Source organism: Paenibacillus sp. FSL R7-0272 (assembly GCF_037969905.1).
Taxonomy (GTDB): Bacteria; Bacillota; Bacilli; order Paenibacillales; family Paenibacillaceae; genus Paenibacillus; species Paenibacillus polysaccharolyticus.
Window position 1 is genome coordinate 2,192,375 of sequence record NZ_CP150221.1, and the last position, 23,970, is coordinate 2,216,344.

Here is a 23,970-nt window from a genome sequence, read left to right on the forward strand (position 1 = left end):
CTAATAGTTCTAGTTATTAATCCAAACGAGGTGTTTACCAAGATGATTAAGCATATTGTCCTGTTCAAAATGAAAGATCGCTCTGCAGAAAGCGTTGAGGCGGCTGCCCAGGTTCTGCGTAATCTGGAAGGCAAAATCGATGTTCTCATGTCCCTTGAGGTGGGTATCGATGTACTGCGTTCGGACAGATCATTCGACATTTCACTGACAGCGGAGTTTGCTTCGCTGGAAGATCTTCAGGCGTATCAGGTTCACCCACTCCATCAGGATGTCATCAAGTACATGAACGAAGTGAGAGAACAATCCATTGCTGTTGACTATGTGATCTAAGGTTTTACACATTCTATTCTGGATTTGAAGGGGAATCTGCATGAGCGATTTAAGAGACGTTATGGAATTTCTATATATTTTTGTTGTGTTTCTGATCGCTTGCCCTGTTATGATCTTCTGGCTTAAGCGCAGAGGGAAACGAAACCGATAACTCACTGAACGGGAAGTGAATGAATGTATTATGTGAATAGGGAGCAGATCGCTCGCCGGCTTGACGCGATACCGGAAGTTGCTGAAGGGCTTCGGCAGGTTGTACAGGCCTGGGATGGTGGTCTGGTATTGGGGATGGTGCAAGAACGATGTTTGCATCTTGCCGTTGAGATTGTGACTGATGTGGGCAGTTATCTCATTGATGGTTTCATTATGAGAGATGCAAGCAGTTACGATGATATTATTCAGATTAATTATGAAGAGAACGTATTTGATGAATCAACATACGGGGTTTTGCGTCAACTCGTTACGTTGCGTAAACCGCTTGTGCAAGATTATTACAGCTGGCAGCGAACCGTGTTGAATCCACTTAGTGCAGCCTTGCCGGATGTGCTTGAACAGTTCTCCGGCCAGGTAAGCACTTATGTGGAAAAAGAACTTGGACCTTTTCAGGGAAATGAAGGCCAAGTGAGAGAGTAAGGAATGAGGGAAGCTGTATGGAGAAAGATTCGAAAGGGACAGATCAAGGGAAGCGGGAAAGCGATGAAATGTCATCAGGATTTCACCCCGTGTACATGGTGGAGTTCCTGTTTAATGAAAAGCCAGATGTGAATCGGCATGTGTTACAGGAGGCGCTCATCCATCGAACGGGACAAGGGAGACTGGATGTAAAACAGGAAGAGAAGGAACAGGGAACGCAGGAGATGATGGTGTTCTACCATATGGAACATAAGGTTTCCTTTCAGGAAGGTAGCATCCCCGCTCAGACTTGCTTGCTACCCGTACATGAAATTGTGGACCGTACACGTTTTGCAGGGGCTTTGCAGCAAGCATGGCACTGGCCTGAAGCAGGACAAGCTATAGCTTCTGCCCATTATTCCATTCGGATTCATGATATGTTTACTGCTGCCATGCCGCGTAAACAGCGTCTGGACTTGTTCCAGAAAACGGTGCTTGCTGTGCTGGATACACTGGATTGTGATGCGCTTTACTGGTACGGCAGTGACAAACTGGTTGAACCTGATGCTTACATTCAATCCCAGGAACGCGAGGAGCATCTCTATGCTGCGATGAATGTGCGGATGTATCAAGCGGGAGGTACGGAGCAACAGCGAGAACTGGTTATGGATACCGTAGGTTTATCTGCGCTTGGCGTACCTGATGTGCAATGTCACTTTACTGGACTTGACCCCGATACGGTGGCTCAGACACTTCTGGGTGCTGCGTATTACATATTTGATCAGGGAGATGTATTGCAGGATGGTCAGACCTTGGGCTCATCTGGTGGACAGCGCTGGCGCTGTGAGCATCAGTTTGCTTTAATTGCACCAGGGAGATACGTCGTAGATCTTAACCCGGGAGAAGAGCATGCTGTACCCGCGCCTCAGACAGTTCGGTAAAAAAGAATGAGGATGGGTATCTTAACCCAGAGATGCGTTTGTTCCGTTTTTTTTTTTCACTCCAGAGTGTCAGGTCAAGCCCATCCTGCTTATAATGCATCAACAGAGTAGGCATTGGCCTAGATGAACAGATCCTATCGTTGATTCATAAACCGATGTCTAACCCATTGAAGAGGAGAGATGGATCATGAAAGATTCGAATAAAAGCTTGTTGTGGGGGGCTTTAATCGGCTCCGTCGTTGGTTCGGTCACTGCACTGTTGCTTGCACCAAAATCAGGACGTGAATTACGTCAGGATATCACCGAGGGTGCTCGTCAAGTCACGGACAAAGGTCAGGAATTGGCTGTAAAAGTGGGAGAGCAAAGTTCGCAGATCGTATCCAAAGTGAAGGAAACGGCGGATGTAGTCATCAAGGATATCCAGTCCTGGCGTTGCTCTTCGGATGGTAAAGAAATCCGGATATCCGCTGCAATTGCAGATCCGGATAAAGCTGAAGGAGTACAGGGGCATGTCCAGCCTGAGATCCGGGTTCAAGAGCAAATAGAGGATTCAGTACAAACTCAAGGCTTGAAGTTGGTACCGACAGAGCAGGTGAACGAAAATATTGTCAAGCTTACTACCGATGAGTCCAAAGACGAAAACTAAGCAATGCGGGTTTAGCAGGCTTTCCCCAATCCGGTGGAAAGCCTGCTTTGTTGTGTGCTCGTGCCTATGCATGACAACAGGATTCAATGACTTAAATTTGAACCCGGCGATGAAATCGGGTAAGATGTAGGTACCTTTTTGCCGGAAATATCATAGGGTAGGTAGAAAGCTTTTTTAGTATGGAAGATCAGAATGAATTTAATGAAGAAGGAAGCGGTGTGTTCGTGCAGCAAGCTATTGCTATATTAGACTCCGGTGTAGGGGGATTGACCGTTGCGAAGGAAGTGATGCGTCAGCTCCCGCGGGAAAAGATCATTTATTTTGGGGACACTGCCCGGACACCGTACGGACCCCGTTCGTCCGAACAAGTGAAACAATTTACGGAGCAAATCGTTGATTTTTTGATTCAGTTTAATCCGAAAGTGATTGTGATCGCCTGCAATACGGCGACAGCCGCCGCACTGGAATATATCCGGACCAAGGTGGATGTTCCTGTCATTGGAGTGATCCATCCTGGTGCAAGGGCAGCCATTATGGCAACACGCACAGGCCGCATCGGTGTGATCGGGACTGTGGGTACGATCGGAAGTGGGGCGTATACGTCGGCACTCAAGCAGCTGTCTCCTTATGTCGATGTGGTCAGCCAGGCTTGTCCTGCACTGGTGCCGTTGGTGGAGAAAGGCGAATTTCGTTCCGAACACACAACGTATACGGTGGATCAAGCGCTCGGAGAAATTAAAAGAGAGCCTATTGACTGTCTGATTCTTGGTTGCACGCATTATCCGTTTCTGATGGACACGATTCAGGATGTCATGGGCCAGGATGTAAAGCTCATCAGCTCAGCTGATGAAACAGCGAGAGAAATCAGTACCATCTTATATGATAAACGTAAGCTGGCAAGCGGAGATGAAACGCCTGTGCATCAGTTTTTCTGTACTGGTGATCCGCGTATGTTCCAGAATATTACGAAACAATGGCTGGGAGAGCAAATTTCCAAGACACCTGTCGTCTGGCAGGTCACGAAGTTGTCGTAATCGCTGTCGGATGTATTAGCAATATCATGATATGGAATAAAAATAGGATTAAGCCTGCATTCATCTATGTAATTTTGCTTCGGTGCCCGGACCTGTAAAGGTTCGGGCTTTTATTTTTTCTTAGGCACGCTACAACTCTGGTCTGCTCTAGTGGCAAGAATATCTAACATAACATAGAAGTCTGCGAACGATGTCACATGACGGACAACCGGGCTTGCATACGATAATACAGGTACGAATAAAGGAAAATCAATTGGGAGAATCCGACCTGTGGAAGGGAGAACAACATGGAACTGCAATGGATTATCGTGAAAACAGGTGACACGTTACCGCGAATTGCTTCGGCATATCGCATGACTAATGCATTGTTGTGTGCGCTGAACCCCGAAGCTACAGCTCAGCCTTATCTACTTGCCGGTCAGATGTTACGTGTGATGCCTGGAACCGGACGCAGATATGCGGTGCCACCGGGAGAAACGGTGCAGGAAGCGGCAGAACGTTTTGCATTATCGGAAGAACAGCTTCGTGAGAGTAATCCCGAAATCTCCAAGGTGAAGGATTGGGGTGGATGCTGTATAAATATTCCTCAGACTGGTGGGAAAACCATCGTGAACATTGAGGGTGAATATGGATATCGTGAATTGATCAGAGATATACAGCGATTGGAAGCACGCTATTCCTGCGTGAAATCGGGAGAGATCGGTACAAGTGTGATGGGGAAAACATTACCTTATGTGCGAATCGGGCAAGGCCCCCGCCATATCCATGTAAATGCATCGGTTCACGCCAATGAATGGTTAACCACGCCAGTTCTAATGAGGTTTATTGAAGAATACGCTGAGGCGTATTCCTTGGACTCGCTGTGGCACTCCTATGATCCGCAGCGCTGGATGCAAGAGACGACCTTATGGGCGGTGCCCATGGTGAACCCGGACGGAGTAGAGCTAGTTCAGGAAGGTGTAGTGAATCATCATAAGTATGCTTCTGAATTACTTGCGTGGAATGGAGGACGACCACACTTTACACATTGGAAAGCGAACATCAGAGGTGTGGATCTTAATGATCAGTTTCCGGCTCACTGGGACGAGGAGGTTGCGCGCAGAAGTGTTTTTTCGCCTGGTCCTAGGGATTATGCGGGCACGGCTCCGCTAACAGAACCTGAGGCTCAGGCGCTTGCACAGTGGACGCAGGAACATGCATTTGCTGCAGTGGTATCCCTGCATAGCCAAGGTCAAGAAATCTATTGGAATTATCGGGATCTGGAGCCGAGAGAGAGTGCACCATTGTCGCGTAAGCTAGCCAAAGCGTCCGGGTATAAAGCGGTAAAACTTGGTGGTAGTGATGCTGGTTATAAAGATTGGTTTATTCAAGCGTTTGGCAAGCCGGGATTCACCGTAGAGGTGGGTCTTGGAGTGAATCCGCTACCTGTGGAGCAATTTGATGACATTTGTGTGGAAGTGGGCATGCTACTGGCAGAATTGTTATCCCACGGAGAGCGTGAGGCAGGTGCCTCGGGTTAGCGGGCATGAAACGAAAGATCGTTCAGACATATAACCGGAACGGGCGCTGAAGCGGCGCTCGTTTTTTATCTTTGTAAATCCAACCTTAATAACCCTGATTCTGATGAGTTGGTTTGTCGGCCGAGCTGAATGCAAATATCCAGTGCTGGTGGACAAAACAACATTTCGAGGTCGTGTCGAAAATATGACTTCATGTCATTTTCGCATCAATGTTATTGCGATTAGCTGTAACTTTCTTTACAATAGATGCTGGAGTTTAAAATGAATGCTGAAATTGTTGAAACCAGCAATGATAATATAGGAGATGAATTGAATGAACTGCAAAATCACTCGTAACGCAGCGAAAGTGTTGAAGCTTGAACTGGACAAGCCAGAGAACGAAGGTAAACTATTGCGTGTTGTGATTACACATGCACACGGAGACCATGCGCATTACGGTCTTGACCTGGATACGCCAGGAGATAATGACACTGTAGTATCTACAGATAAGGGCATCGACGTTATTTTGGAAAATGGACAACCTATGCTGGATGGCGTAAAAATTGATTACCTCTACTTGCCACAAGAAGGATTTGTGATCACGAATCCATCCAAAGGCAACCACGGCGACCACTAAGGGAGCGAAGAAGGGGAACTCATGGCTAACGATATCCGCGTATGCGAAAAATGTAATCACATCCGATTGAAATCCATTGTGCCTAAACTGGAGAAGATGGCTCCAGGCACAGAAATCAAGATCGGTTGTAAATCTTATTGCGGCCCATGTGCGAAGCGTGCTTTTGTTTTCATCAACGGCCGATACATCAGTGCTCCAACGGAAGAAGAAGTACTTACGAAGGTTTCCAAGTTCATCAAATAACCGAATAGCTACCTGAAAAGGAGGGGCAGAAGCCTCTCCTTTTGCGTTGCATTTTGTTTTAGCCCAAGTTTTGATGACGATCCCGATCCGAATGGAGCAAAAATATTTGGAAGGTGTCCTCCTGAATTTCAATGGCGATGCGAACGTCTTCTTTATTAAGAATATGAACATTGCCCATCTGCTCGTCCTTCAGTTCCGTCCAACCGACCTCATGTAACTTTTGAAAATAATCTTCAGGTGGATATAGTCCTTGTTCACCACCGATGTGTTTCAGTTCATACGTTTCGCTCCGAGATTGTGTGGGGTGATCGGAATATGCCGCGGATTCAATGAGTTTGGCATTGGCAGGCACGGGGATATCCTTATGCAACGATGAAGAGACATATCCTTTGATCTCATACGTGGAGTTTGTGAAGCGCTGCGTCCAAAAAATAAAAAATAAGAGTAACAGAACGGATAGCAATGAAACGGTTAGGAGGCCTATACGAATCCCTTTTGTACTCAATCAGCATTCCTCCATTTTTTTGATCTTACAACCTTCTGCTCTTTTAACGTATCTTGGAGGCATAAAGTTTGAACAAATTTTCAAAAAAAGAATAAGTCTTCTCTATGCAATCCATGCTAACGAGGTGACAGGAATATGATTCCGAGGAGGAATAACTCATGCCCAAGCGTTATGATTCCAGTTTGCAAGCGGGTACAACGGTATCTCAGGCGCAAAATGCGGTGAACAAGCTTCATTATGCTGTATCCCAGGCCATGTCCCATCCGAATGCACAGACCATTGTGCAGGCAGAGCAGCGGTTGGCTCATACCGAGCAGGCGATGAGGCAAGCAGAGTTGTCTCTGGGTGGACAGGGTTTCGAGTTAGCGCAGGAAATGTTCATTGAGGAGAAGAAAAGGTTACACTCGCTCCAGAATCAGCACAGGCAAGGGAAGAAATAAACTGTTCCTGTTACACCGTAACCTGCAGGCCGTGATGGTCTGCAGGTTTTTTTGGTTTTTTTCCAGCGCTTAAAATTCTGTCAGAAGGTTAATAGACCGAGAGCAGGCAAAAATCAATACGGGAGGTACAGGATGACTAAACATATTACAGATTGCACAATTCTGAACAACGGAGTGACAATGCCATGGCTTGGAATCGGGACTTATAAGGCAAAAGGAAAAGAAGTACAACAGGCGGTAGAGACCGCTCTGGAAGTAGGGTATCGCAGCATTGATACCGCGTCCGTTTATGGCAATGAGGAGGAAGTGGGACAAGCCATTGCGAGTAGTGGTGTAGCCCGTAATGAACTATTCGTAACGACGAAGCTCTGGAATGATGATCAAGGTTATGATTCGACGCTTAGAGCGTTCGAAGCCAGCCAGAAGAAACTTGGTTTAAATGTCATTGATCTATATTTGATTCACTGGCCAGGCCGGGATCAATATAAAGAGACGTGGAGAGCTTTTGAACGTCTGTATAGCGAAGGAAGTGTGCGTGCAATCGGTGTGAGTAATTTTCAGGTACATCATCTGCGCGATCTTATAGATGAAGGCGGTACGGTGCCTGCGGTGAATCAGGTGGAAATGCATCCGGGACTGATTCAGCAGGAACTGCAGGACTTCTGCGGGGCCCAAGGCATTCAACTTGAGGCATGGAGTCCCATCATGAAAGGGAAGTTAAATCAGGAATCTACCTTGAAGGGATTGGCTCAGAAGTACGGCAAAACACCGGCTCAGATTATTCTACGCTGGGATATCCAGAATCAGATTGTGACGATTCCCAAATCGGTGACACCTGAGCGGATTCGCGAGAACGCAGATATCTTTGATTTTGAACTGACACCAGATGAGTTGAGACAGATTGATGCGCTCGATTCGGACAAACGGACAGGACCACATCCGGATCAGCTATTCTGGGATTGAGGACGAAGCTCATTTTCCGGTTAAATAAGTATGAACGTTGGTGGGATCTCCGGGGGGACGTTGGTGGAAGCTCCGGTGACGAATCGTTCTTTTGATCGCTGTTGTTTTCGAATTTCTTTGCTTCTACAGAATCGATTTCGCCCCCTCCGCAGCAACGTTGGACAGGAGAGTCACTGGAAAAGGAGCTTCGGAGTGCGAGGGCAGTGACAAAACGGAGGGCTTCGCTTCTCCGTTTTGTTCTGATTAGGTTGTTTGTTAGTGTGTAGAGGGAGACGCTTGCAGTAAACATAAAAAAAGCAGCAAGGTCATGAGTATTTCCATGATCTGCTGCTTTTTATGTTAGTTAGAAGGTTTGTTCTGAGGAACCTCGCAACCTTCTTCTGTGCATACACCGTTACGATCTGATGCGGCATCGTTCGATTCAACAATGGTGAACGGGGAACGTTCATCCCATGCTTTTTGGAGAGCATCGAGGAAGACATCGTCGGGCTGTGCTCCGGAAACGGCAAATTTACGATCGAGAACGAAGAATGGAACACCTCGGATGCCGAGCTGTGCGCCTTCTGCCTGATCGGCACGTACGTTCTCGGTATATTGGTCGCTAGACAGAACGGCAACGGCAGCTTCGCGATCCAAACCAACCTCCTGGGCGAGATCAGCGAGCACTTGAGGATCACCAACGTGTTTACCTTCAATAAAGATGGCGTGGAACAAACGCTCACTCAGATCAAGGGCTTTACCTTGAGTATCTGCCCAGTGAGTCAGACGATGAGCGGCGAAGGAGTTAGTTGGGATCATGGCATCAATATTATATTCGAGCCCTGCTGTGCGAGCATTGGCATTCATCTGTGCATTCATCCCGCGAGCTTGTTCCTCACTGATGTTGTACTTGGAAGTCAGATAATCTACATTCGTTTTTCCGCTGTTCACTTCTGCGTTAGGATCAAGCTCAAAGCTTTTAAATTGCAACTTCACTTCATCCCGATGCGGGAATTTTTCCAGTACGTTTTCCAGACGGCGTTTACCGATATAACAGAAAGGGCACATGAAATCAGACCATACTTCAATATTCATTGGTTTAAAACCTCCATTATGTTCCTAAATTGAAACCATTATAGTTACAATTATAAAGTGACTTTCAAATTTTCGCAAGTTATTCGAATTTAATCGTTCGAGTAAGCTTTTGTCCAATGGTTTGGTTGAAGCTCATTTAATGTTTTGAAAATAAGTTGTCCGGACGGATCGTATACAGCTGCTTTGACGTCCCCTCCCCAATAAAAAAGGCGTTCCTGGCAGATTCCGCAAGGTGTAAGCACTTTGAATCCGGTATTTTCGTCATTGCGCGCTACGCAGAGAGAGTGGGTTACCCGCTCATTTAATTTATGAGCTTCCAGATAAGCGCCTGTTTCCATGCAAAGATGCACCGCATCGTTGATGACCTCTGGAGCTACGCTGATGAGCAGAGATCCGGCGTCGGTATATACAGCGCCTGCTCCGCCCCAACCTTGAGGGTACCGCTCTTTAACAAACTCGGTAGCAGCATCATAAAGTTTTTGTTCGATATCGTGTGAATGGAGGTTAGTCGACATAAGATGATACTCCTTTTTAACAAAGTGTGTCTGACATTTATTTCTTTCTTCTGTACCTAATTATTTTTTCGAAGAGTTCTCGGTAGCATCTGCTGGTCGTTCCTTCTCCTCACGGAATTGACGTATCAGATCGTAGGTAATGATCGTATCAGACACATGCAGACGTTTTGAGGCTGTTTCGAAACCAACCCTGCAGGCGTTAATATCCGTCGTTTCGTGAGTGGCTTGGTCGTAACAAGCTCCGTTGGCATAAAGGTAATCGTCCGAGGGAATATAGAACACTTTACCATCAGTGAATGAACCGTTACGTAGCACTACCGTGCGTTCCGTGTCGTTGTACACATTGTTTCCCATGTGATAATAGGATTCATCCGATATCCCGAGCAAATGTAGCACCGATGGTGTAATATCCAGCTGCCCTGAAGGTTTATCAAAGGTACCGGCTTCAGCTCCGTCAGGTAAATGTACCAGCAGTGGAACTTCGTTCATGATCTGTGCCATATCAAGATCGTTCAGCCCACGGCCTAGAAACTTCTCATATTGAGCTTTGTCGTTAATCGAGCTGTCATGGTCACCGTAGAACATGAAGATAGTCTTGTCCCATAGTCCACGATTCTTCAGATCCTCCACCATACCACCGAGTGCGGCATCTACATAGTGAACAGACTGCAGATAATTTCCGAACATGGTGCCCTGGAATTCACCCACATCCAGCTGCTGTTTCTCTTTAGGCAGAGAGGCGTAGGGATGATGGCTGCTAAGTGTGATGAGGAATGAATAAAAGGGTTCCTTCACCTCATTACTCATTTTCTCCACGGACTGCCGGAAAAAAGATACATCCGACAAAGACCAGCCAAGCGGGTCATCTTCTATGAAATCATTTTTGCTGTAGAACTTGTCGTATTTCATATTCTGATACATCGTATATCGGTTCCAGAACCCGCTCTCGTAGGCGTGGAATACGTTGGTGCTATAGCCATGCTCCTTCAAAATGGAAGGTAACGAATCGTACATATGATCTGCGTATCGCACAAACGCTGAACCTACAGGAAGAGGGTGCAGAGAGATGTTGGCGCCGAAGTCGGCATCTGACGTTCTTCCCTGTCCAGTCTGGTGATAAAAGTGGCTGTAATACTGGCTTTCTTTCATCAGTTCATTGAAGTGGGGTGTGATTTCCTGCCCGCCAATGCTTTGTCCAATCATAAAATTCATAAAAGCTTCACCTTGCACGATAATGACGTTGCTATCTTTATATTTTCCGTATAAGGGCTGGTTGAGCTGTCCTGCATTCGACTTTTGTCGATCATCAAAATAAGCTTTAACTTGCTGGATATCGGCTGGATCGGCTTCGGGGCCGGAACCTATATTATTTTTGACATAAGAGTACGTATCATAGCCGTGAAAAGCGAGCAATCCGGTTACGTTGTACATGGATACATTCCACCAATTGTTATCAAACAGCCCCTTAGCCCAGGTTTTGCTGTAATAATATATAGGGCCGGCGCCAAGACCCAATCCCAGAATGAGCGCTGTGACACCTGCCAATAGACGGCGGCGGAGGCGCTTTTTATGAGATATGGAGGAAGTGAAGGAGTAACCGCTATAACTACCGTTAGAACTGCTTGTGTACATCCCTGACGGTTGACCTGAGCGATAACGTCTGCTGAACAGCATTAAGGCTGCACACGGAATAACAATGAATAAATCGGCAAAAAACCATATATCGCGGGTATAGATTAAAGTGGCAATGCTATCACCAAGTGCGTCTACCTGTCGTGCCTGTAAGAGCACAGGAATGGTAAGGAAATCCTGAAAGTAGCGATAATAGACCATATCCGCATAGATGAGTGCAGTAAGAAACAAGTGAAGGACAGCAAGTGCAGCAATCATGCCTCTACGTGGTAGCCACCAGACCCAGAAGGACAGAAGCAACAATGATCCAACCGCAATCACTTTATCAAGCAGTCCCATGGTAATGTTATACGCGTTCAGATTGTGATGCAGGAACATCAGCTTAAGCAGGATCAGTATCGTGAAAATAACATATAGCGTCAATGGGTGACGCAGAAGCATGGGCGTTCTGGAACTTCGCATAGGCTGAGTGAAAACCATAATGTTTCCCCCTTTTTTATGTAGTTGTTCATGATTCGAGAAGCTATGGATTAAATATGTCGTTTATTTTGTTAACGGAATGTAAAAACAGGGCTTCATATATTATAGCGTGACCGCTTCGCATTTCAACTATGCTCATCTTCATACTCGCATGTCATACAGACCCTTCTTATAAGGTATGAAGTCCTGCTTTTGTTGGCTGGTTAGTGATCAAACAAAAGAAAAACGCTCCAACCGTAAAGGTCAGAGCGTTTCTTAACCATAAGTGTCTTTAAGCTTGCGGTGTTTTGTTGCGTGGCGGCAATGGCCCCAAATATTGATAGTATTGAGTTTCAATCCGTCCGTTGAACAGTTTGCGACGCTTGTCCGCTTTGTGTCCGAAATACTCTTCAAATGCTTTGGTGGAGGTTATGGCAAAAAACGACCACGTTGGCATATCCAGATAAGAGCGACCGAGGGAACGAAGTAGCTTCTGCACTTCTTTTTCTTCACTCAGACGTTCGCCATATGGAGGGTTGGTAATAATAACTCCATATTCTCCTTGAGGTCTGGCCCGGTGTGCTGGCAGCACGCTGACTTCGATATCTTTGGCAAAGCCCGCACTTTTGATCGCCGCTTGCGCAACCTCAATCGCTTCAGGGTCGATGTCGCTACCTGAAATCTGCAGAGGCACATCATCACGCACGGCATCAAATGCCTCCTCACGTGCCTGTTCCCACAGTTCAGCAGGAATTACGTCCCAGTTCTCGGAGTTAAATGTACGGCGAAGTCCCGGTGCGATATTCCATCCAATCATGGCTGCTTCAATCAACATCGTACCTGAGCCGCAGCATGGATCGTAGAACGGGCGGGAAACATTCCAGCGACTAAGCTGAATCAGAGCAGCTGCCAGTGTTTCTTTCAGTGGCGCTTCTGTAACTAGTTTGCGGTATCCGCGTTTATGGAGTCCTGGGCCTGTTGTGTCCAGTGTAATCAGAGCGCGGTCATTCAAGAGAATGACTTCGACCACATAACGGGCTCCATCTTCAGGGAACCATTCGGTGTGATGCGTCAGCTTCAATTTTTCAACAATTGCCTTTTTGACAATACCTTGTGAAGCTGGCACGCTACTTAGTTGTGATTTCTGTGATCGTCCTTCAACCGGGAATTCACCATCTGCCGGAATCCATTCTTCCCAGGGCAATGCTTTGGTACCCTCAAACAATTCGTCAAATGTAGTTGCGGGGAATTCCCCCATGTTGACCAGCACGCGGTCCGAACTTCTCAGCCACAGGTTACAGCGACAAATATCAATGTAATCTCCTGTGAAAAATACGCGGCCATTATCGACCTTGGCATCCTCATACCCCAACTGTTTCAGTTCGCGGGCTACAACAGCCTCAAGTCCCATCGCGGAGGTTGCAATTAATTGCAATCGAGCCATATGAATTCATTCAACTCCATTTCGAGCCGCAGCTGGCTTAAGCCTCTCGCGGCCAATATAGTAACGGTGCGGCCTTGCCGCTTCCCGTGAAAAAACTTACAATGAGTAATGCGGCTTAACCGCAAAAACTTCAATGCAGGTAATGCAACGTTCAATAGTCTGTGTTGGATAACAAACATTCATTATAAAACATTGGCATCCATATGAAAAGCTATCCAGGGTATTTATAAAGAAAGCTACCTGGGGGCATTGATATGGAAAGTAGTCCAAATGTGCAAGGAGGAACTTCGTGGTGAATCTGACCCCGGACGAATATGTAAATCAATTATTTCAAGAGGATGAGCTCTTGTTAAAAGTAAAAGAGGCCATTCGGGCAAATGGCATGCCGGAGGTTTCGGTGGCTGCGGCGTATGGACGCTTGCTCACCTTTCTGGCCAAAACCTCTAAAGCTGAAGCTGTGCTCGAAATCGGTGTGCTCGGCGGTTACAGCGGCATCTGCCTTGCTCGTGGGCTGAGCGAAGGGGGGAGTCTGACTTCCCTTGAGCTGAAAGAAGAATACGCGGATATGGCTCGCGGACATTTGGAGGAAAGTGGGTTCGGCAGTCAAGTCGAGTACCGGATCGGGCCTGCGGCAGATAGCTTGGAGCAACTGGCACAGGAAGGACGTACCTTTGATTTCTTCTTTATTGACGCAGATAAGGAAAACTATCCGGTTTATCTGGATTATGCAATTCGCCTTGCGCGTCCGGGTGCAGTCATTGTAGGTGACAACTGTTTCCTGCGCGGTCGCACGCTTAATCCGGACAAGCAAGGCCCGGCCGTGCTTGCTGTGCGTCGTTTCAACGAGCAGATGGCAAATGACCCACGTCTGGTTACAACCATGCTTCCGGACTATGACGGTTTGGCACTGGCTTGGGTGAAATAGGTCATTCGAAACTCCGTTGAAAGCTCGCTTGAAAGCTAAGTTAAATGTCAAACTATACCGTAGTGACATGTAGTTTTAATTTATGCTTTTTGCATGTGTCGTACAATTCACTTGAGATGATCGGTTTCAGTAGTTGTACATGTGCCAGCATGAAGAAATGGTGCCCGCCGATTTTGCCCGGATCAAGAACAAGTTTTGAAATCACTTTGACAAGTTTACGTGGTGGCTGGTGCACCGAAGCGGCAATGACCGCTTTTCGTCCGTATTCCGACCTTTCATAATCGAAGCAATCCACTTGTTTCAGGAGATGTGCGATCCAGTATGTCTTTTCAACTGGGCGGTCATTATGATAACGGACAACGGCGGGAATAAACTGCACGTTCGTTCCGGTTTCTTCCAACAGCGTTTTGAAAGCGTTCGATACAACACGGGTACCTGTAACGGTTTCGAAATAGTCTACCTTCAAGCTACGTACCGATGAAAAAAGTTCGACCTCGGCCTTTGTATCATCAGGCAACGGATAATCTATAGCCGAATAATTGGTATCCATTTCGGGAGTGAAGGTTGTGCCGCCACTGATGAATCCGGTGCGGGGATACTGAGATTCGAGAAAATAGTAATTCATACGTGTTATGTTCCTTTCCGAATGTAAGCTATTATTCATTATAAAGGCTAGTAGGACGGGAAAAAAGGCCAAAGCAGGATGAACCTCTGCTTTGGCCTTTTCAATTACATCTGGCAATTATTTTTCACTGACTTATACTTCAGGGGTGCCGTATGTTTCAAACCATTTTTTAATCGTATCAAAATCATCGCTGAAAGACAGTCCGAGCATTAAAAGAATCCGTGCTTGCTGTGGACTGAGGTTATCCCCGGCGATAATACCTTTGCCACCTCCATACACGCTGCCTGAACCAGTTCGGGTTGTCGTGACGAAAATAACGCCTTCCTCAATAGCCTTCGTACGGGCTTGACCCATTGCCCTGGAGATTCCACCTGCCCCTGTACCTGAGGTGACAATGCCTTTCACTCCACTCTTCACAAATCCTTCAATCGCTCCACCGCCCGCTTCTTGATACGAGATGGCGATCTCAACTTTGGCAAGATCGGCTTTGGTAATTTTGCTAAGATCAAATGCAGGTTTCGCTGTGCCTTCCGGTTTCATCGCGCGAGCAGGAGCCCGGTAGATCCGGATATTCTCTTCATCAATATAACCCACAGCTCCGAGCATTGGTGTTTCAAAGGTATCTGTACGGTAGTCATTGGTCTTGGTTACCCCGCGTGCAAGCTGGATGGTATCATTCAGCATCAGGACGGTACCGAAAGATTTCGTGCGACCGCTGCCAGCCAGTTTAATGGCATTGTACAGATTCGCTTGGGCATCAGAGCCGATTACTGTCCATGGTCGCATCGATCCCGTGATAATAACGGGTTTGTCGCTTTGTACGGTCATATCAAGGAAGTAAGCAATTTCCTCCATCGTATCTGTACCTGTTGTTACCACGACGCTGTCATACTGAGCTAACGCCTTATCTACCGTTTGAGACAAGTCGTACAAGTCAGACATCGTATAGGAGCCTGAACCGGAATTGCCGAATTGGAGTGTGCTCACATCCGCAATTTTCTGTTTGTCCGGCAAATCTTTGACCATATCAGCAATAAGAAGTGTACCAGCCTTATAGTTCTGGAAGCTGGTTGCGTCTTCCGATTGTCCTGCAATCGTTCCGCCTGTACCGATCACAAGCACATTAGGAAGTGTGGATTGTTTGGAAGCTTCAGATACTGCGGGGATGGTGGTATTACGTGTAGGCGTTGCTGGGGAGCTCTGAACCGTGCCGACCGTGCCTTTTACCTCTACTGTAGCTGCCTGAGCGGCATAAGTTCCGATCGGGGACAGGGATAGAGTTAATGCGGTAAATGCGGCGGTACTCCATACGGCCCAAGGGCGAAGGTTAGATGGTTTTTTCATGCTGAAACACTCCTTCAAGTGGTTTTTGTGTGAGGTATTCTCTTTTTTTATGTAAGTAGATTGAGATAATATTATTTAATGTTAGGTAATATAACAAATGTTGTATTGTACAGGAATAACGCTTACAATCATTGTTTTTGCTAGATAAATAGATGTTTAATAGAAAAAATGGCTGAATTTAAATTTTAGTTGAAAGGGAGGTAATGAGAAAATTGAAGGGATAACATTATTTTAATGTTATTTTAATTAACATAACTATCTTTCGACACTACAAGGGTAGTTGGTAGCATACGTTGGGACGAGAGGCTTATTTATGCTGAAATAGTTGGAATCGCTATCCAGTTGTGGTTATAATGGATGTGAACCTTATATGTAAATAAATATATATTATTGATTGGAGGAAACACGATGAAACAAGCACCCCGAAAATATGCCAACTACATTCCTATTCGGGAATTGCACAACAAGGAGCGACAATTATCTCCCTTCCAGGTGTATGCAGAACTTCGTGAGAACACTCCAGTCCGATATGATGAGCATCGTGAATGCTGGGATGTGTTTCGGTACGAAGATGTGCAGTATGTGTTAAAAAATCCGAAGCTGTTCTCTTCTGAACGTAACCGTGCCGGTACCAGCATGTTAACGACAGATCCACCGAAGCACAAGCAACTTCGCGATTTGGTCAATCAGGCGTTTACGCCCAAGGCGATAGAAGCTCTTGCACCACGGATTCAGGACATTGCGGATGAGTTGCTGGCTCCACACTTGTCGGGTGGAAGGATGAACCTGATTGATGATCTTGCAACGCCACTACCCGTCATCGTTATTGCAGAACTGATTGGTGTTCCGGCTACAGATCGACGTGAATTCAAAGAGTGGTCTGATGTGCTAGTGAAGGGTGCACGTGATGATAGTGAAGAAGCTTTTCAAGAGTTGGAGAAGGAAAAGCTGAAGAATATCCAGGAGTTATATGCCTATTTCACAGACATTATGGACCAGCGTCGTTTAAAGCCTCAGGACGATCTTATCTCTTTGCTACTAGATGCGGAGATTGAGGGTGAGAAGTTAACGGAGGAAGAAGTGGTCAATTTTTGCATTCTCCTGCTGGCTGCAGGGAATGAGACAACGACCAATTTGATTGCAAATGCAGTGCGCATTCTCTCTGAACAACCCGAACTACAGGAGGAGTTGCTTGAGCATCCGGACAAGGTGGCCAGTGCCGTAGAAGAGACATTACGTTATTATCCGCCGATTGTAGCCATTGGACGTGTTGCGAGGGAAGTTATAGAACTAGGAGGCAAGGCGATCAAGGCAGGTCAACAGGTTATATCCTGGGTGGGGGCTGCCAATCGTGACGGTGCCCAGTTTGAACAGGCAGATCAATTCGTATCCGATCGTAAGCCGAACCGACATATGGGATTCGGGTTCGGAATTCATTTCTGCTTGGGTGCGCCGCTGGCACGTTTGGAAGCGAGAGTTGTTCTTCACACGCTTCTCCAGCGTATGGAGCAGATACAGCTAGTTCCTGAAACGACCTTGGAGCCGATTCAAAGCGCTTTTGTATTTGGTGTGAAGGAATATCCGATTCAATTCAACGAACGACGAGTGTAATAGAAAAGCCGCTTTCAGGCCAGACATGGCACTGAAGCGGCTTTTGCTGTTTATTTCCGTTTTAAAATTTAAGTTGTCTTCGATTCTTTAATGCGGACAGGTGTTTTGTACAATTTGAATCGAACCCATACCATATTGAGTAATAGTAGGCCGCCGGATACGATAAACAGGCCCTCGATACCGATGAAACCAGCGAGGAATCCGCCAATGACTGCGCCCAGCATATTACCGAGAGCAAGTGTGCTTGTGTTAAAGCTGAATGCCCGGCTGATCATGCTATCTGGCGAATACCCCCTAATTAGCGCATTTACGCTTGGAAGCAAGCCGCCCATAAATATCCCCATCATAAAGCGAACAAGGATGAGTTGCCACACCGTTTGCACAAAAGCTTGCGGAATAAGCATGAGTCCGGTTCCGATCAGTGAAAAAGTGAGGACGCGGTGTGATCCGATCCGGTCACTGAGTTTTCCGAGTACCGGAGACATTGCCATATTGGATATCCCTGTAACTGCTCCAACCATACCTGCCCAGAAGGCCACGTCGACTGCGGTTCCATGCAGTTTTTGTACATATATAGGCAAGAGCGACATCGGACTGATCATCGCAAATTGCAACAGGAACGTCACAGCGAACAGTGCCGGCAGCTGAGGTGATTTGCTAAGCTCCTTCAATCCGGATAATACCGATTGATCTGGCAATTTTGCAGCTTTTTCACGGTCGAACGTCTCTCTTACGAGGAACATTGCAAGCATGGAAGCTGCAAAGATGAGCCCGCCTGTAATGTAGAAAATAGGACGGAACCCCACCGCATCTGCAAGCAATCCGCCAATAAGTGGACCCAAAATCGTACCTGCCACCTGACCGGACTGGCTGATCCCCATCGCAAATCCCATACGATCCTTCGGCGTTGTGCCTGAGATCAGAGCAACAGCTGCAGGGTTGAAGCCGGAGATGGTTCCGTTCAGCAACCGTAATAAGAGAAGTTGCCAAGGGTTTTGCGCGAGACCCATCAATGCGATAACAACAGCCATACCGAAACCGGAGCGAAGCAACATAATTTTACGTCCGTATTTATCCGACAACTTGCCCCAGAGCGGCTGAAACAAAAAAGAGGTGAGGAAATTGGCTGCAAAAATAAATCCGGCCCATATTCCAATTTCGTGCTCACCTACAACGCCCAGATCTCTGGCAAGGAACAGCGATAGAAAAGGCGTAATCATGGTCATGCCTGCATTGACCAGAAATTGTCCAAACCAAAGCACAATGAGGTTGACTTTCCACGTTTTCAAAGTGCTTTCACTTCCTTTCAAAGATTTTTCTGTAACTCTCAAAAAAAGCGATTCTTTTAGTATATCACAAATGGCATATCCATGAGGGGTGTAACGAATGTCATAGTATTGTCACTTGGAACACATCCCCATATGGTTGTTACGGCTGTTTAAAAAGGGCATAATGGTAGTTATGAGTCCAAAAACTATTGGAGGCTTCTTACATGAGCTATAATGATCGACTGATTCGGGCAAGTTTCAAACAGCAGGTTGACCGTGTGCCGGTATGGTATATGCGTCAGGCTGGACGTTACGATCCTGAATATCGCAAAATTAAAGAAAAGTACTCCTTGCTTGAAATATGTCAGCAACCTGAGCTGGCGGCTGAAGTTACACTCATGCCTGTACGTAAACTGGGTGTGGATGCGGCTATTTTGTATTCCGATATTATGAATCCGGTTGCTTCACTTGGCATTGATTTTGACATTGTGAAAAATATAGGTCCGGTGATTGATAACCCCATTCGTTCGGCTGCCGATGTAGATCGTCTGCGTCCCATTGACGTGGAAGGGGACTTGTCTCACATTCTGGAAACCATTCGCATTCTGGACAAGGAACTTGACGTTCCGCTAATTACATTTGCAGGGGCTCCGTTTACGATTGCAAGTTATCTGATCGAAGGTCAACCTTCCAAAGGATATATTCGAACCAAAACGATGATGTACAGTGAGCCGGAAGTGTGGCACAAACTGATGCAGAAGCTTGGCGATATGGTCATTACATATATTCGTGCTCATATCGCGAATGGCGGTAAGGCATTTCAGTTGTTTGACAGCTGGGTAGGGGCACTCTCTCCCAAAGATTTCAAAACGTATGTGCTGCCAACGATTACTCGTATCTTTACCGAATTATCCGATTTGAATGTACCGAAAATCTATTTCCCTGGAGTGGCCTCAGGTGAGTTGCTACCAACCTTGCAGGATTTGCAGGCGAATGTCATCGGACTGGACTGGAGAGTTTCCATATCCGAAGGACGTAGGCGCTTGGGCGGTAAATTTGCGGTGCAGGGTAATCTGGATCCGTACATTCTGACTGCGCCAATGGAGTTAATTAAAGAACAGGCGAAAGTCATCATAGATGAAGGGATCAAGGACCCGGGTTATATTTTCAATCTGGGACATGGTTTGTTCCCTGAAGCTTCTCTTGATAAATTAAAAGAACTGACAGCATATATTCATGAATATTCAACAGAAGCTTTGAAGACGGGAGTGACGGTAAGTAATGACTAATACTGTAGGCGTACTGGTGATGTCATATGGCACACCTGAAAATATGGAAAGTGTTGAGGCGTATTACACGCATATCCGCAGAGGGCGTCCGCCTGAGCCGGAACAACTGAAAGAGCTGACAGATCGCTATGAAGCAATTGTTGGCGGTGTTTTCCCGCTACGTGAGAACACGGATAACCAGGTGAAAAACCTTCAGGAGACGTTGCAAAAGGATGAGCGTCGCGGCGAGGTTGAATTCCGCTGTTATCAAGGATTGAAACACGCTTATCCTTTTATTGAGGATGGGGTGGAACAGATGGCGAAAGATGGAATTCATAAGGCCATTGGCATTGTGCTTGCACCTCATTTCTCCACGATGAGTGTGGGCAGTTACATCAAACGTGCACGAGAAAAAGCCGAAGAACTTGGTATCCAGATGTCCTTCATCGAAAGTTATCATTTGCATCCGAAGCTCATTCAGGCTCTTTCCGCGCGAGTAAGTGCCAAGCTTGATGCATTTGAGGAAGCGGGTGCGAAGCGTGGAGATGTGAAAGTGCTATTCAGTGCTCACAGTCTGCCTGCCCGCATTGTTGACATGGGAGATCCTTATCCGAATCAATTGCTGGAAACTTCCGAGGCCATCGCTTCTCGAGTGGGGATTGCGAACTGGCAGTTCACTTGGCAAAGCGCTGGACGAACTGCTGAGCCTTGGCTCGGCCCAGACATCCTGGACACACTCCAGGAGCTTTCGCGCGAACAAGTGGAAGATGTACTTGTGGCTCCAATTGGCTTTGTTTCAGATCATCTGGAAGTGTTGTATGATCTCGACATTGAAGCCAAAGCGATTGCTAAAGAAATGGACATGCGATTGATGCGCATCGATTCGCTTAATAGTGACCCGTTGTATATGGAGACATTGAGCGACTCTATTATTAGCCAATGGCAGCAAAGGTCTGATAACTAATGGAAGACAAGAAAAGACGTATTGTTATTGTCGGCGGGGGCCTGACGGGCCTCAGCGCGGCATTTTATATCCGCAAGCATTACAGGGAAGCTGGTTTTGAACCTGTGATTACCTTGCTTGAGAAGAGTTCGTCTATGGGCGGCATGATCGAAACGTTGCATCGGGACGGATTTGTAATCGAGAAAGGTCCTGACTCTTTCCTGGCTCGCAAAACAGCGATGATTGATCTGGCAAAGGAACTGGAGATGGATCATGAACTCGTCAGCCAAAACCCGGAGTCGAAGAAAACATATATTATGCAGCGTGGTAAGCTTCATCCCATGCCAGCCGGTCTGGTGTTAGGCATCCCGACAGAACTGAAACCTTTTCTGAGAAGTGGGCTGGTCTCTCCGGCAGGCAAGTTGCGAGCACTGATGGATTTTATAATTCCGCCTAAACGTACAACAGAGGATGAATCTCTCGGTTATATGATTGAGCGCAGGCTTGGCCCGGAAGTGCTGGAAAACCTGACTGAGCCGCTTCTGGCGGGCATATATGCAGGAGATATGCGAAAGCTCAGCCTACAAGCAACCTTCCCGCAGTTCGGAGAGGTGGAGCGGGATTATGGCAGCTTAATCCGAGGCATGATGACAGGACGCAAGCCGACCGAGACACATACAGGCACCAAACGGAGTGCGTTTCTGAACTTCCGTCAGGGGTTGCAAAGTCTTGTGCATGCGCTTGTCCATGAGCTTCATGATGTGGATCAGCGTTTGAATACAGCCGCCCAATCCTTGGAGCGTGTGGATGCACAGAACGCCAGATATCGGGTTGAACTCGATAACGGACAATTTCTGGAAGCCGATGACGTTGTAATCACCGTGCCGACCTATGTGGCTTCTGGGCTTCTAAAACCGCATGTGGACACATCGGCGCTGGATGCAATCAATTATGTATCTGTTGCTAACGTCGTTCTGGCTTTTGAGAAAAAAGAAGTGGAACATGTCTTCGACGGTTCAGGGTTCCTGGTGCCACGAAAAGAAGGACGTAATATTACGGCCTGCACGTGGACATCTACCAAGTGGCTTCATACCAGCCCGGACGACAAAGTCTTGCTTCGTTGTTATGTTGGCCGCTCTGGAGACGAACAGAATGTGGAGCTTCCCGATGAGGCACTTACGGAGCTAGTCATGAAAGATCTGAGAGAAACGATGGGTATTGAAGCAACTCCGATCTTCTCCGAGATTACTAGATTGCGTAAATCGATGCCACAGTATCCTGTCGGCCATCTTCAGCATCTCACTAACCTTCGTAAAGAGCTTGGAGAAAAAATTCCGGGTGTTTATATTGCAGGGGCTGGTTATGAGGGTGTGGGGTTACCGGACTGTATCAGACAAGCGAAAGAAATGTCCATACAGGCCTCGGCACAGCTGACTTCAACGAACTAAAAGTATGAATTATAGATCCGCCGTCTCCAATGTAGCAACATCTACAGAAGGGACGGCCTTTTTTTATAGGATGTACATCCAGAATATGCTTGATATAATGGTATGCATATGGATTTATTGTTAAGAAGAGGAGTTGCTTATGTATCCCCCAAGATCACAGCGAAGCTCAGAAAAGAAAAAAGTAAGACGTACCCGTAATACAAAAATCAGGATTGTAAATGTAATATTAATTGTAGCCATTGGTCTTATCGCCTTATATTACCTCTTGAACACACGTGAACAACAACCATCCCAGCCTGCTAATTCAGAGGTCGTGCAACAGGAGCCGCCTTCAGGAGCGGACGATAAGGGTGGGGATGCATTGAACCAGCCCGAGTCTGATGCTGATTCAGCTGAAGCACCGGATAAAGATGCAGCTTCGGTAGATGGGAAGCCAAATGCAGAGCCAGATGATGATGTAGATAACTCGGGATCTGGTACCGATGAAACTTCGGGGGCAGGCAGTGATAAGCCGACAACGGGAACAAAGCCTGCCACCACTACTGAAAAAGGAAATTCGGGTAATACAGATGTAAATAAGGGAACCCCCTCAACATCTGACTCATCCAAGGATGTCACCATTCATTTTGTTGGCGATATTCAATTTTCCGGAAAAGTTGCAGAATTGCTGGAGAAGAACGGATATGATTACCCCTTTGCCAAGCTTGGCTCTATGTTTCAGAATGACGATCTAACGATTGGTAATTTGGAGACCCCGGTGACCCATGGTGGTACGGGCGCTGCGGATAAAACCTATGTTTACAAATCCTCCCCTAAAGCGTTGCAGGCGATGTCTGCAGCGGGGTTTGACGCCGTTAATCTGGCAAACAATCACATTCTGGATCAAGGCGTGGAAGGGCTGGTCGATACGTTAACGTATCTTAATGATTACGGTATCGCACATGCTGGCGCGGGTATGAATGGTACCGAGGCTTATGAACCTGCCTATTTTGAGCGCAAAGGCATGAAAATTGCCTTGCTTGGGTTCAGTCGGGTTGTTCCTGTAGCTAGCTGGAAGGCAGACGGGAATCGGGCAGGCGTAGCGGAAGCGTATGACTCCACAAGAGCGATCGCAGCCATTCAGTCGGCCCGTAAGAAGGCTGATCTGGTTATCGTCGTTGCGCATTGGGGGGAAGAGCGTGTAAGTACACCGAATGCCGATCAAACGAGGCTTGCGCACGAATTCGTGGATGCGGGAGCCGATCTGATTATTGGCGGTCATCCTCATGTTTTACAGGGGCTTGAGTACTATAAAGGCAAATGGATTGCATATAGTACGGGGAATTTTATTTTTACGAAATCGACGAATGAAGAAACGTGGAAAACAGCTGTCTTTCAGGCGCGTTGCAGTCGCGAAGCGGTGTGTAGTATGAAGGTGATTCCATATGAGGCTGCTCTTGGGCAGGCTGTTCCAATGCTTGATGAGGCTAACCGGCTTCTGCTGGAGCAGATGGCTAAGATGTCATCAGGCATTCGAGTGAACGCAGATGGAACTGTAGTGCCCAACTAAGTAGCGTTTTTGCTGAGG

23 protein-coding genes and 1 pseudogene are annotated in these 23,970 nt (G+C 46.8%); 16 read left to right on the forward strand and 8 right to left on the reverse strand.

The window, feature by feature from the left end:
• Positions 1 to 42: 42 nt before the first annotated feature.
• From MKY23_RS09735 to MKY23_RS09770, 8 genes and pseudogenes are all read left to right on the forward strand, one after another.
• The gene (locus MKY23_RS09735) at positions 43 to 330 is read left to right on the forward strand and encodes a Dabb family protein (protein ID WP_090920446.1); all 288 of its coding nucleotides are present in this window, start codon (positions 43 to 45) and stop codon (positions 328 to 330) included.
• 174 nt (positions 331 to 504) lie between these two features.
• Positions 505 to 960, forward strand: a complete 456-nt coding sequence (locus tag MKY23_RS09740) for a HepT-like ribonuclease domain-containing protein (RefSeq protein WP_090920449.1) — start codon at positions 505 to 507, stop codon at positions 958 to 960.
• A gap of 17 nt (positions 961 to 977) precedes the next feature.
• The gene (locus MKY23_RS09745; protein ID WP_339837580.1) at positions 978 to 1,880 is read left to right on the forward strand and encodes a DUF4261 domain-containing protein; all 903 of its coding nucleotides are present in this window, start codon (positions 978 to 980) and stop codon (positions 1,878 to 1,880) included.
• Positions 1,881 to 2,067: 187 nt separating this feature from the next.
• Positions 2,068 to 2,313 (forward strand): annotated as a pseudogene (locus MKY23_RS09750) (YtxH domain-containing protein); the annotation flags it as partial.
• 437 nt (positions 2,314 to 2,750) lie between these two features.
• Positions 2,751 to 3,560, forward strand: a complete 810-nt coding sequence (gene racE, locus MKY23_RS09755) for a glutamate racemase (protein ID WP_339839343.1) — start codon at positions 2,751 to 2,753, stop codon at positions 3,558 to 3,560.
• Between the two features lie 293 nt (positions 3,561 to 3,853).
• The gene (locus MKY23_RS09760) at positions 3,854 to 5,080 is read left to right on the forward strand and encodes a M14 family metallopeptidase (protein ID WP_339839346.1); all 1,227 of its coding nucleotides are present in this window, start codon (positions 3,854 to 3,856) and stop codon (positions 5,078 to 5,080) included.
• Positions 5,081 to 5,393: 313 nt separating this feature from the next.
• The gene (locus tag MKY23_RS09765) at positions 5,394 to 5,696 is read left to right on the forward strand and encodes a heme biosynthesis protein HemY (RefSeq protein WP_090920458.1); all 303 of its coding nucleotides are present in this window, start codon (positions 5,394 to 5,396) and stop codon (positions 5,694 to 5,696) included.
• A 21-nt stretch (positions 5,697 to 5,717) separates the two neighbouring features.
• Complete coding sequence (locus MKY23_RS09770; RefSeq protein ID WP_090920463.1) at positions 5,718 to 5,939, forward strand: DUF1450 domain-containing protein; 222 nt, start codon at positions 5,718 to 5,720, stop codon at positions 5,937 to 5,939.
• Positions 5,940 to 5,997: 58 nt separating this feature from the next.
• Here MKY23_RS09770 and MKY23_RS09775 read toward each other — a convergent pair whose 3' ends face one another.
• A complete protein-coding gene (locus MKY23_RS09775; RefSeq protein ID WP_090920466.1) occupies positions 5,998 to 6,444 on the reverse strand; it encodes a hypothetical protein in 447 nt (148 codons plus the stop codon).
• A gap of 158 nt (positions 6,445 to 6,602) precedes the next feature.
• Here MKY23_RS09775 and MKY23_RS09780 point away from each other — a divergent pair, with 158 nt between their 5' ends.
• A complete protein-coding gene (locus tag MKY23_RS09780; protein WP_308722085.1) occupies positions 6,603 to 6,884 on the forward strand; it encodes a hypothetical protein in 282 nt (93 codons plus the stop codon).
• A 132-nt stretch (positions 6,885 to 7,016) separates the two neighbouring features.
• Entirely contained in the window at positions 7,017 to 7,847 is an 831-nt protein-coding gene (locus MKY23_RS09785; RefSeq protein WP_339837585.1) for an aldo/keto reductase, read from the forward strand.
• A 339-nt stretch (positions 7,848 to 8,186) separates the two neighbouring features.
• Here MKY23_RS09785 and MKY23_RS09790 read toward each other — a convergent pair whose 3' ends face one another.
• From MKY23_RS09790 to MKY23_RS09805, 4 genes are all read right to left on the reverse strand, one after another.
• Positions 8,187 to 8,921 (reverse strand): DsbA family oxidoreductase, encoded by a 735-nt coding sequence (locus MKY23_RS09790; protein ID WP_154958102.1) that lies wholly within the window; start codon positions 8,919 to 8,921, stop codon positions 8,187 to 8,189.
• 89 nt (positions 8,922 to 9,010) lie between these two features.
• On the reverse strand, positions 9,011 to 9,436 hold the full coding sequence (locus MKY23_RS09795; protein ID WP_308722084.1) for a cytidine deaminase: 426 nt from the start codon (positions 9,434 to 9,436) through the stop codon (positions 9,011 to 9,013).
• A 60-nt stretch (positions 9,437 to 9,496) separates the two neighbouring features.
• Positions 9,497 to 11,548 (reverse strand): LTA synthase family protein, encoded by a 2,052-nt coding sequence (locus MKY23_RS09800; protein WP_339837590.1) that lies wholly within the window; start codon positions 11,546 to 11,548, stop codon positions 9,497 to 9,499.
• Positions 11,549 to 11,819: 271 nt separating this feature from the next.
• Positions 11,820 to 12,971, reverse strand: coding sequence for a class I SAM-dependent RNA methyltransferase (locus tag MKY23_RS09805; protein ID WP_090920483.1), 1,152 nt, complete (start codon positions 12,969 to 12,971; stop codon positions 11,820 to 11,822).
• Positions 12,972 to 13,263: 292 nt separating this feature from the next.
• Here MKY23_RS09805 and MKY23_RS09810 point away from each other — a divergent pair, with 292 nt between their 5' ends.
• Positions 13,264 to 13,896 (forward strand): O-methyltransferase, encoded by a 633-nt coding sequence (locus MKY23_RS09810; RefSeq protein WP_154886613.1) that lies wholly within the window; start codon positions 13,264 to 13,266, stop codon positions 13,894 to 13,896.
• Between the two features lie 52 nt (positions 13,897 to 13,948).
• Here the strand turns inward: MKY23_RS09810 and MKY23_RS09815 are convergent, their stop codons facing one another.
• On the reverse strand, positions 13,949 to 14,521 hold the full coding sequence (locus tag MKY23_RS09815; RefSeq protein ID WP_154886611.1) for a DUF1629 domain-containing protein: 573 nt from the start codon (positions 14,519 to 14,521) through the stop codon (positions 13,949 to 13,951).
• Between the two features lie 132 nt (positions 14,522 to 14,653).
• Positions 14,654 to 15,865: an asparaginase gene (locus MKY23_RS09820; RefSeq protein ID WP_308722081.1), complete on the reverse strand. Its 1,212-nt coding sequence runs from the start codon at positions 15,863 to 15,865 to the stop codon at positions 14,654 to 14,656.
• A 408-nt stretch (positions 15,866 to 16,273) separates the two neighbouring features.
• Here MKY23_RS09820 and MKY23_RS09825 point away from each other — a divergent pair, with 408 nt between their 5' ends.
• Entirely contained in the window at positions 16,274 to 17,476 is a 1,203-nt protein-coding gene (locus tag MKY23_RS09825; RefSeq protein WP_339837597.1) for a cytochrome P450, read from the forward strand.
• A 68-nt stretch (positions 17,477 to 17,544) separates the two neighbouring features.
• Here the strand turns inward: MKY23_RS09825 and MKY23_RS09830 are convergent, their stop codons facing one another.
• On the reverse strand, positions 17,545 to 18,765 hold the full coding sequence (locus MKY23_RS09830) for an MFS transporter (protein ID WP_154886605.1): 1,221 nt from the start codon (positions 18,763 to 18,765) through the stop codon (positions 17,545 to 17,547).
• Between the two features lie 203 nt (positions 18,766 to 18,968).
• Here MKY23_RS09830 and hemE point away from each other — a divergent pair, with 203 nt between their 5' ends.
• From hemE to MKY23_RS09850, 4 genes are all read left to right on the forward strand, one after another.
• Positions 18,969 to 20,033: a uroporphyrinogen decarboxylase gene (hemE, locus tag MKY23_RS09835; protein WP_090924707.1), complete on the forward strand. Its 1,065-nt coding sequence runs from the start codon at positions 18,969 to 18,971 to the stop codon at positions 20,031 to 20,033.
• The gene (gene hemH, locus MKY23_RS09840) at positions 20,026 to 20,976 is read left to right on the forward strand and encodes a ferrochelatase (protein WP_221786514.1); all 951 of its coding nucleotides are present in this window, start codon (positions 20,026 to 20,028) and stop codon (positions 20,974 to 20,976) included. Before hemE ends, hemH begins: the two co-directional genes overlap by 8 nt.
• Positions 20,976 to 22,403 carry a protoporphyrinogen oxidase gene (hemY, locus tag MKY23_RS09845; RefSeq protein WP_339837599.1) on the forward strand — a complete coding sequence of 476 codons (1,428 nt, stop codon included), beginning with the start codon at positions 20,976 to 20,978 and terminating at the stop codon, positions 22,401 to 22,403. Before hemH ends, hemY begins: the two co-directional genes overlap by 1 nt.
• Before the next feature lie 139 nt (positions 22,404 to 22,542).
• Entirely contained in the window at positions 22,543 to 23,952 is a 1,410-nt protein-coding gene (locus tag MKY23_RS09850; RefSeq protein WP_339837602.1) for a CapA family protein, read from the forward strand.
• The last annotated feature ends 18 nt before the right edge of the window (positions 23,953 to 23,970 follow it).

Excerpts from the sequence above, each read along its gene's own strand:
- MKY23_RS09735 (WP_090920446.1), top strand. The coding sequence starts at position 43 with ATGATTAAGCATATTGTCCTGTTCAAAATGAAAGATCGCTCTGCAGAA.
- MKY23_RS09740 (WP_090920449.1), top strand. The coding sequence starts at position 505 with ATGTATTATGTGAATAGGGAGCAGATCGCTCGCCGGCTTGACGCGATA.
- MKY23_RS09745 (WP_339837580.1), top strand. The coding sequence starts at position 978 with ATGGAGAAAGATTCGAAAGGGACAGATCAAGGGAAGCGGGAAAGCGAT.
- MKY23_RS09765 (WP_090920458.1), top strand. The coding sequence starts at position 5,394 with ATGAACTGCAAAATCACTCGTAACGCAGCGAAAGTGTTGAAGCTTGAA.
- MKY23_RS09770 (WP_090920463.1), top strand. The coding sequence starts at position 5,718 with ATGGCTAACGATATCCGCGTATGCGAAAAATGTAATCACATCCGATTG.
- MKY23_RS09780 (WP_308722085.1), top strand. The coding sequence starts at position 6,603 with ATGCCCAAGCGTTATGATTCCAGTTTGCAAGCGGGTACAACGGTATCT.
- MKY23_RS09785 (WP_339837585.1), top strand. The coding sequence starts at position 7,017 with ATGACTAAACATATTACAGATTGCACAATTCTGAACAACGGAGTGACA.
- MKY23_RS09790 (WP_154958102.1), bottom strand. The coding sequence starts at position 8,921 with ATGAATATTGAAGTATGGTCTGATTTCATGTGCCCTTTCTGTTATATC.
- MKY23_RS09795 (WP_308722084.1), bottom strand. The coding sequence starts at position 9,436 with ATGTCGACTAACCTCCATTCACACGATATCGAACAAAAACTTTATGAT.
- MKY23_RS09800 (WP_339837590.1), bottom strand. The coding sequence starts at position 11,548 with ATGGTTTTCACTCAGCCTATGCGAAGTTCCAGAACGCCCATGCTTCTG.
- MKY23_RS09805 (WP_090920483.1), bottom strand. The coding sequence starts at position 12,971 with ATGGCTCGATTGCAATTAATTGCAACCTCCGCGATGGGACTTGAGGCT.
- MKY23_RS09815 (WP_154886611.1), bottom strand. The coding sequence starts at position 14,521 with ATGAATTACTATTTTCTCGAATCTCAGTATCCCCGCACCGGATTCATC.
- MKY23_RS09820 (WP_308722081.1), bottom strand. The coding sequence starts at position 15,865 with ATGAAAAAACCATCTAACCTTCGCCCTTGGGCCGTATGGAGTACCGCC.
- MKY23_RS09825 (WP_339837597.1), top strand. The coding sequence starts at position 16,274 with ATGAAACAAGCACCCCGAAAATATGCCAACTACATTCCTATTCGGGAA.
- hemE (WP_090924707.1), top strand. The coding sequence starts at position 18,969 with ATGAGCTATAATGATCGACTGATTCGGGCAAGTTTCAAACAGCAGGTT.
- hemH (WP_221786514.1), top strand. The coding sequence starts at position 20,026 with ATGACTAATACTGTAGGCGTACTGGTGATGTCATATGGCACACCTGAA.
- hemY (WP_339837599.1), top strand. The coding sequence starts at position 20,976 with ATGGAAGACAAGAAAAGACGTATTGTTATTGTCGGCGGGGGCCTGACG.
- MKY23_RS09850 (WP_339837602.1), top strand. The coding sequence starts at position 22,543 with ATGTATCCCCCAAGATCACAGCGAAGCTCAGAAAAGAAAAAAGTAAGA.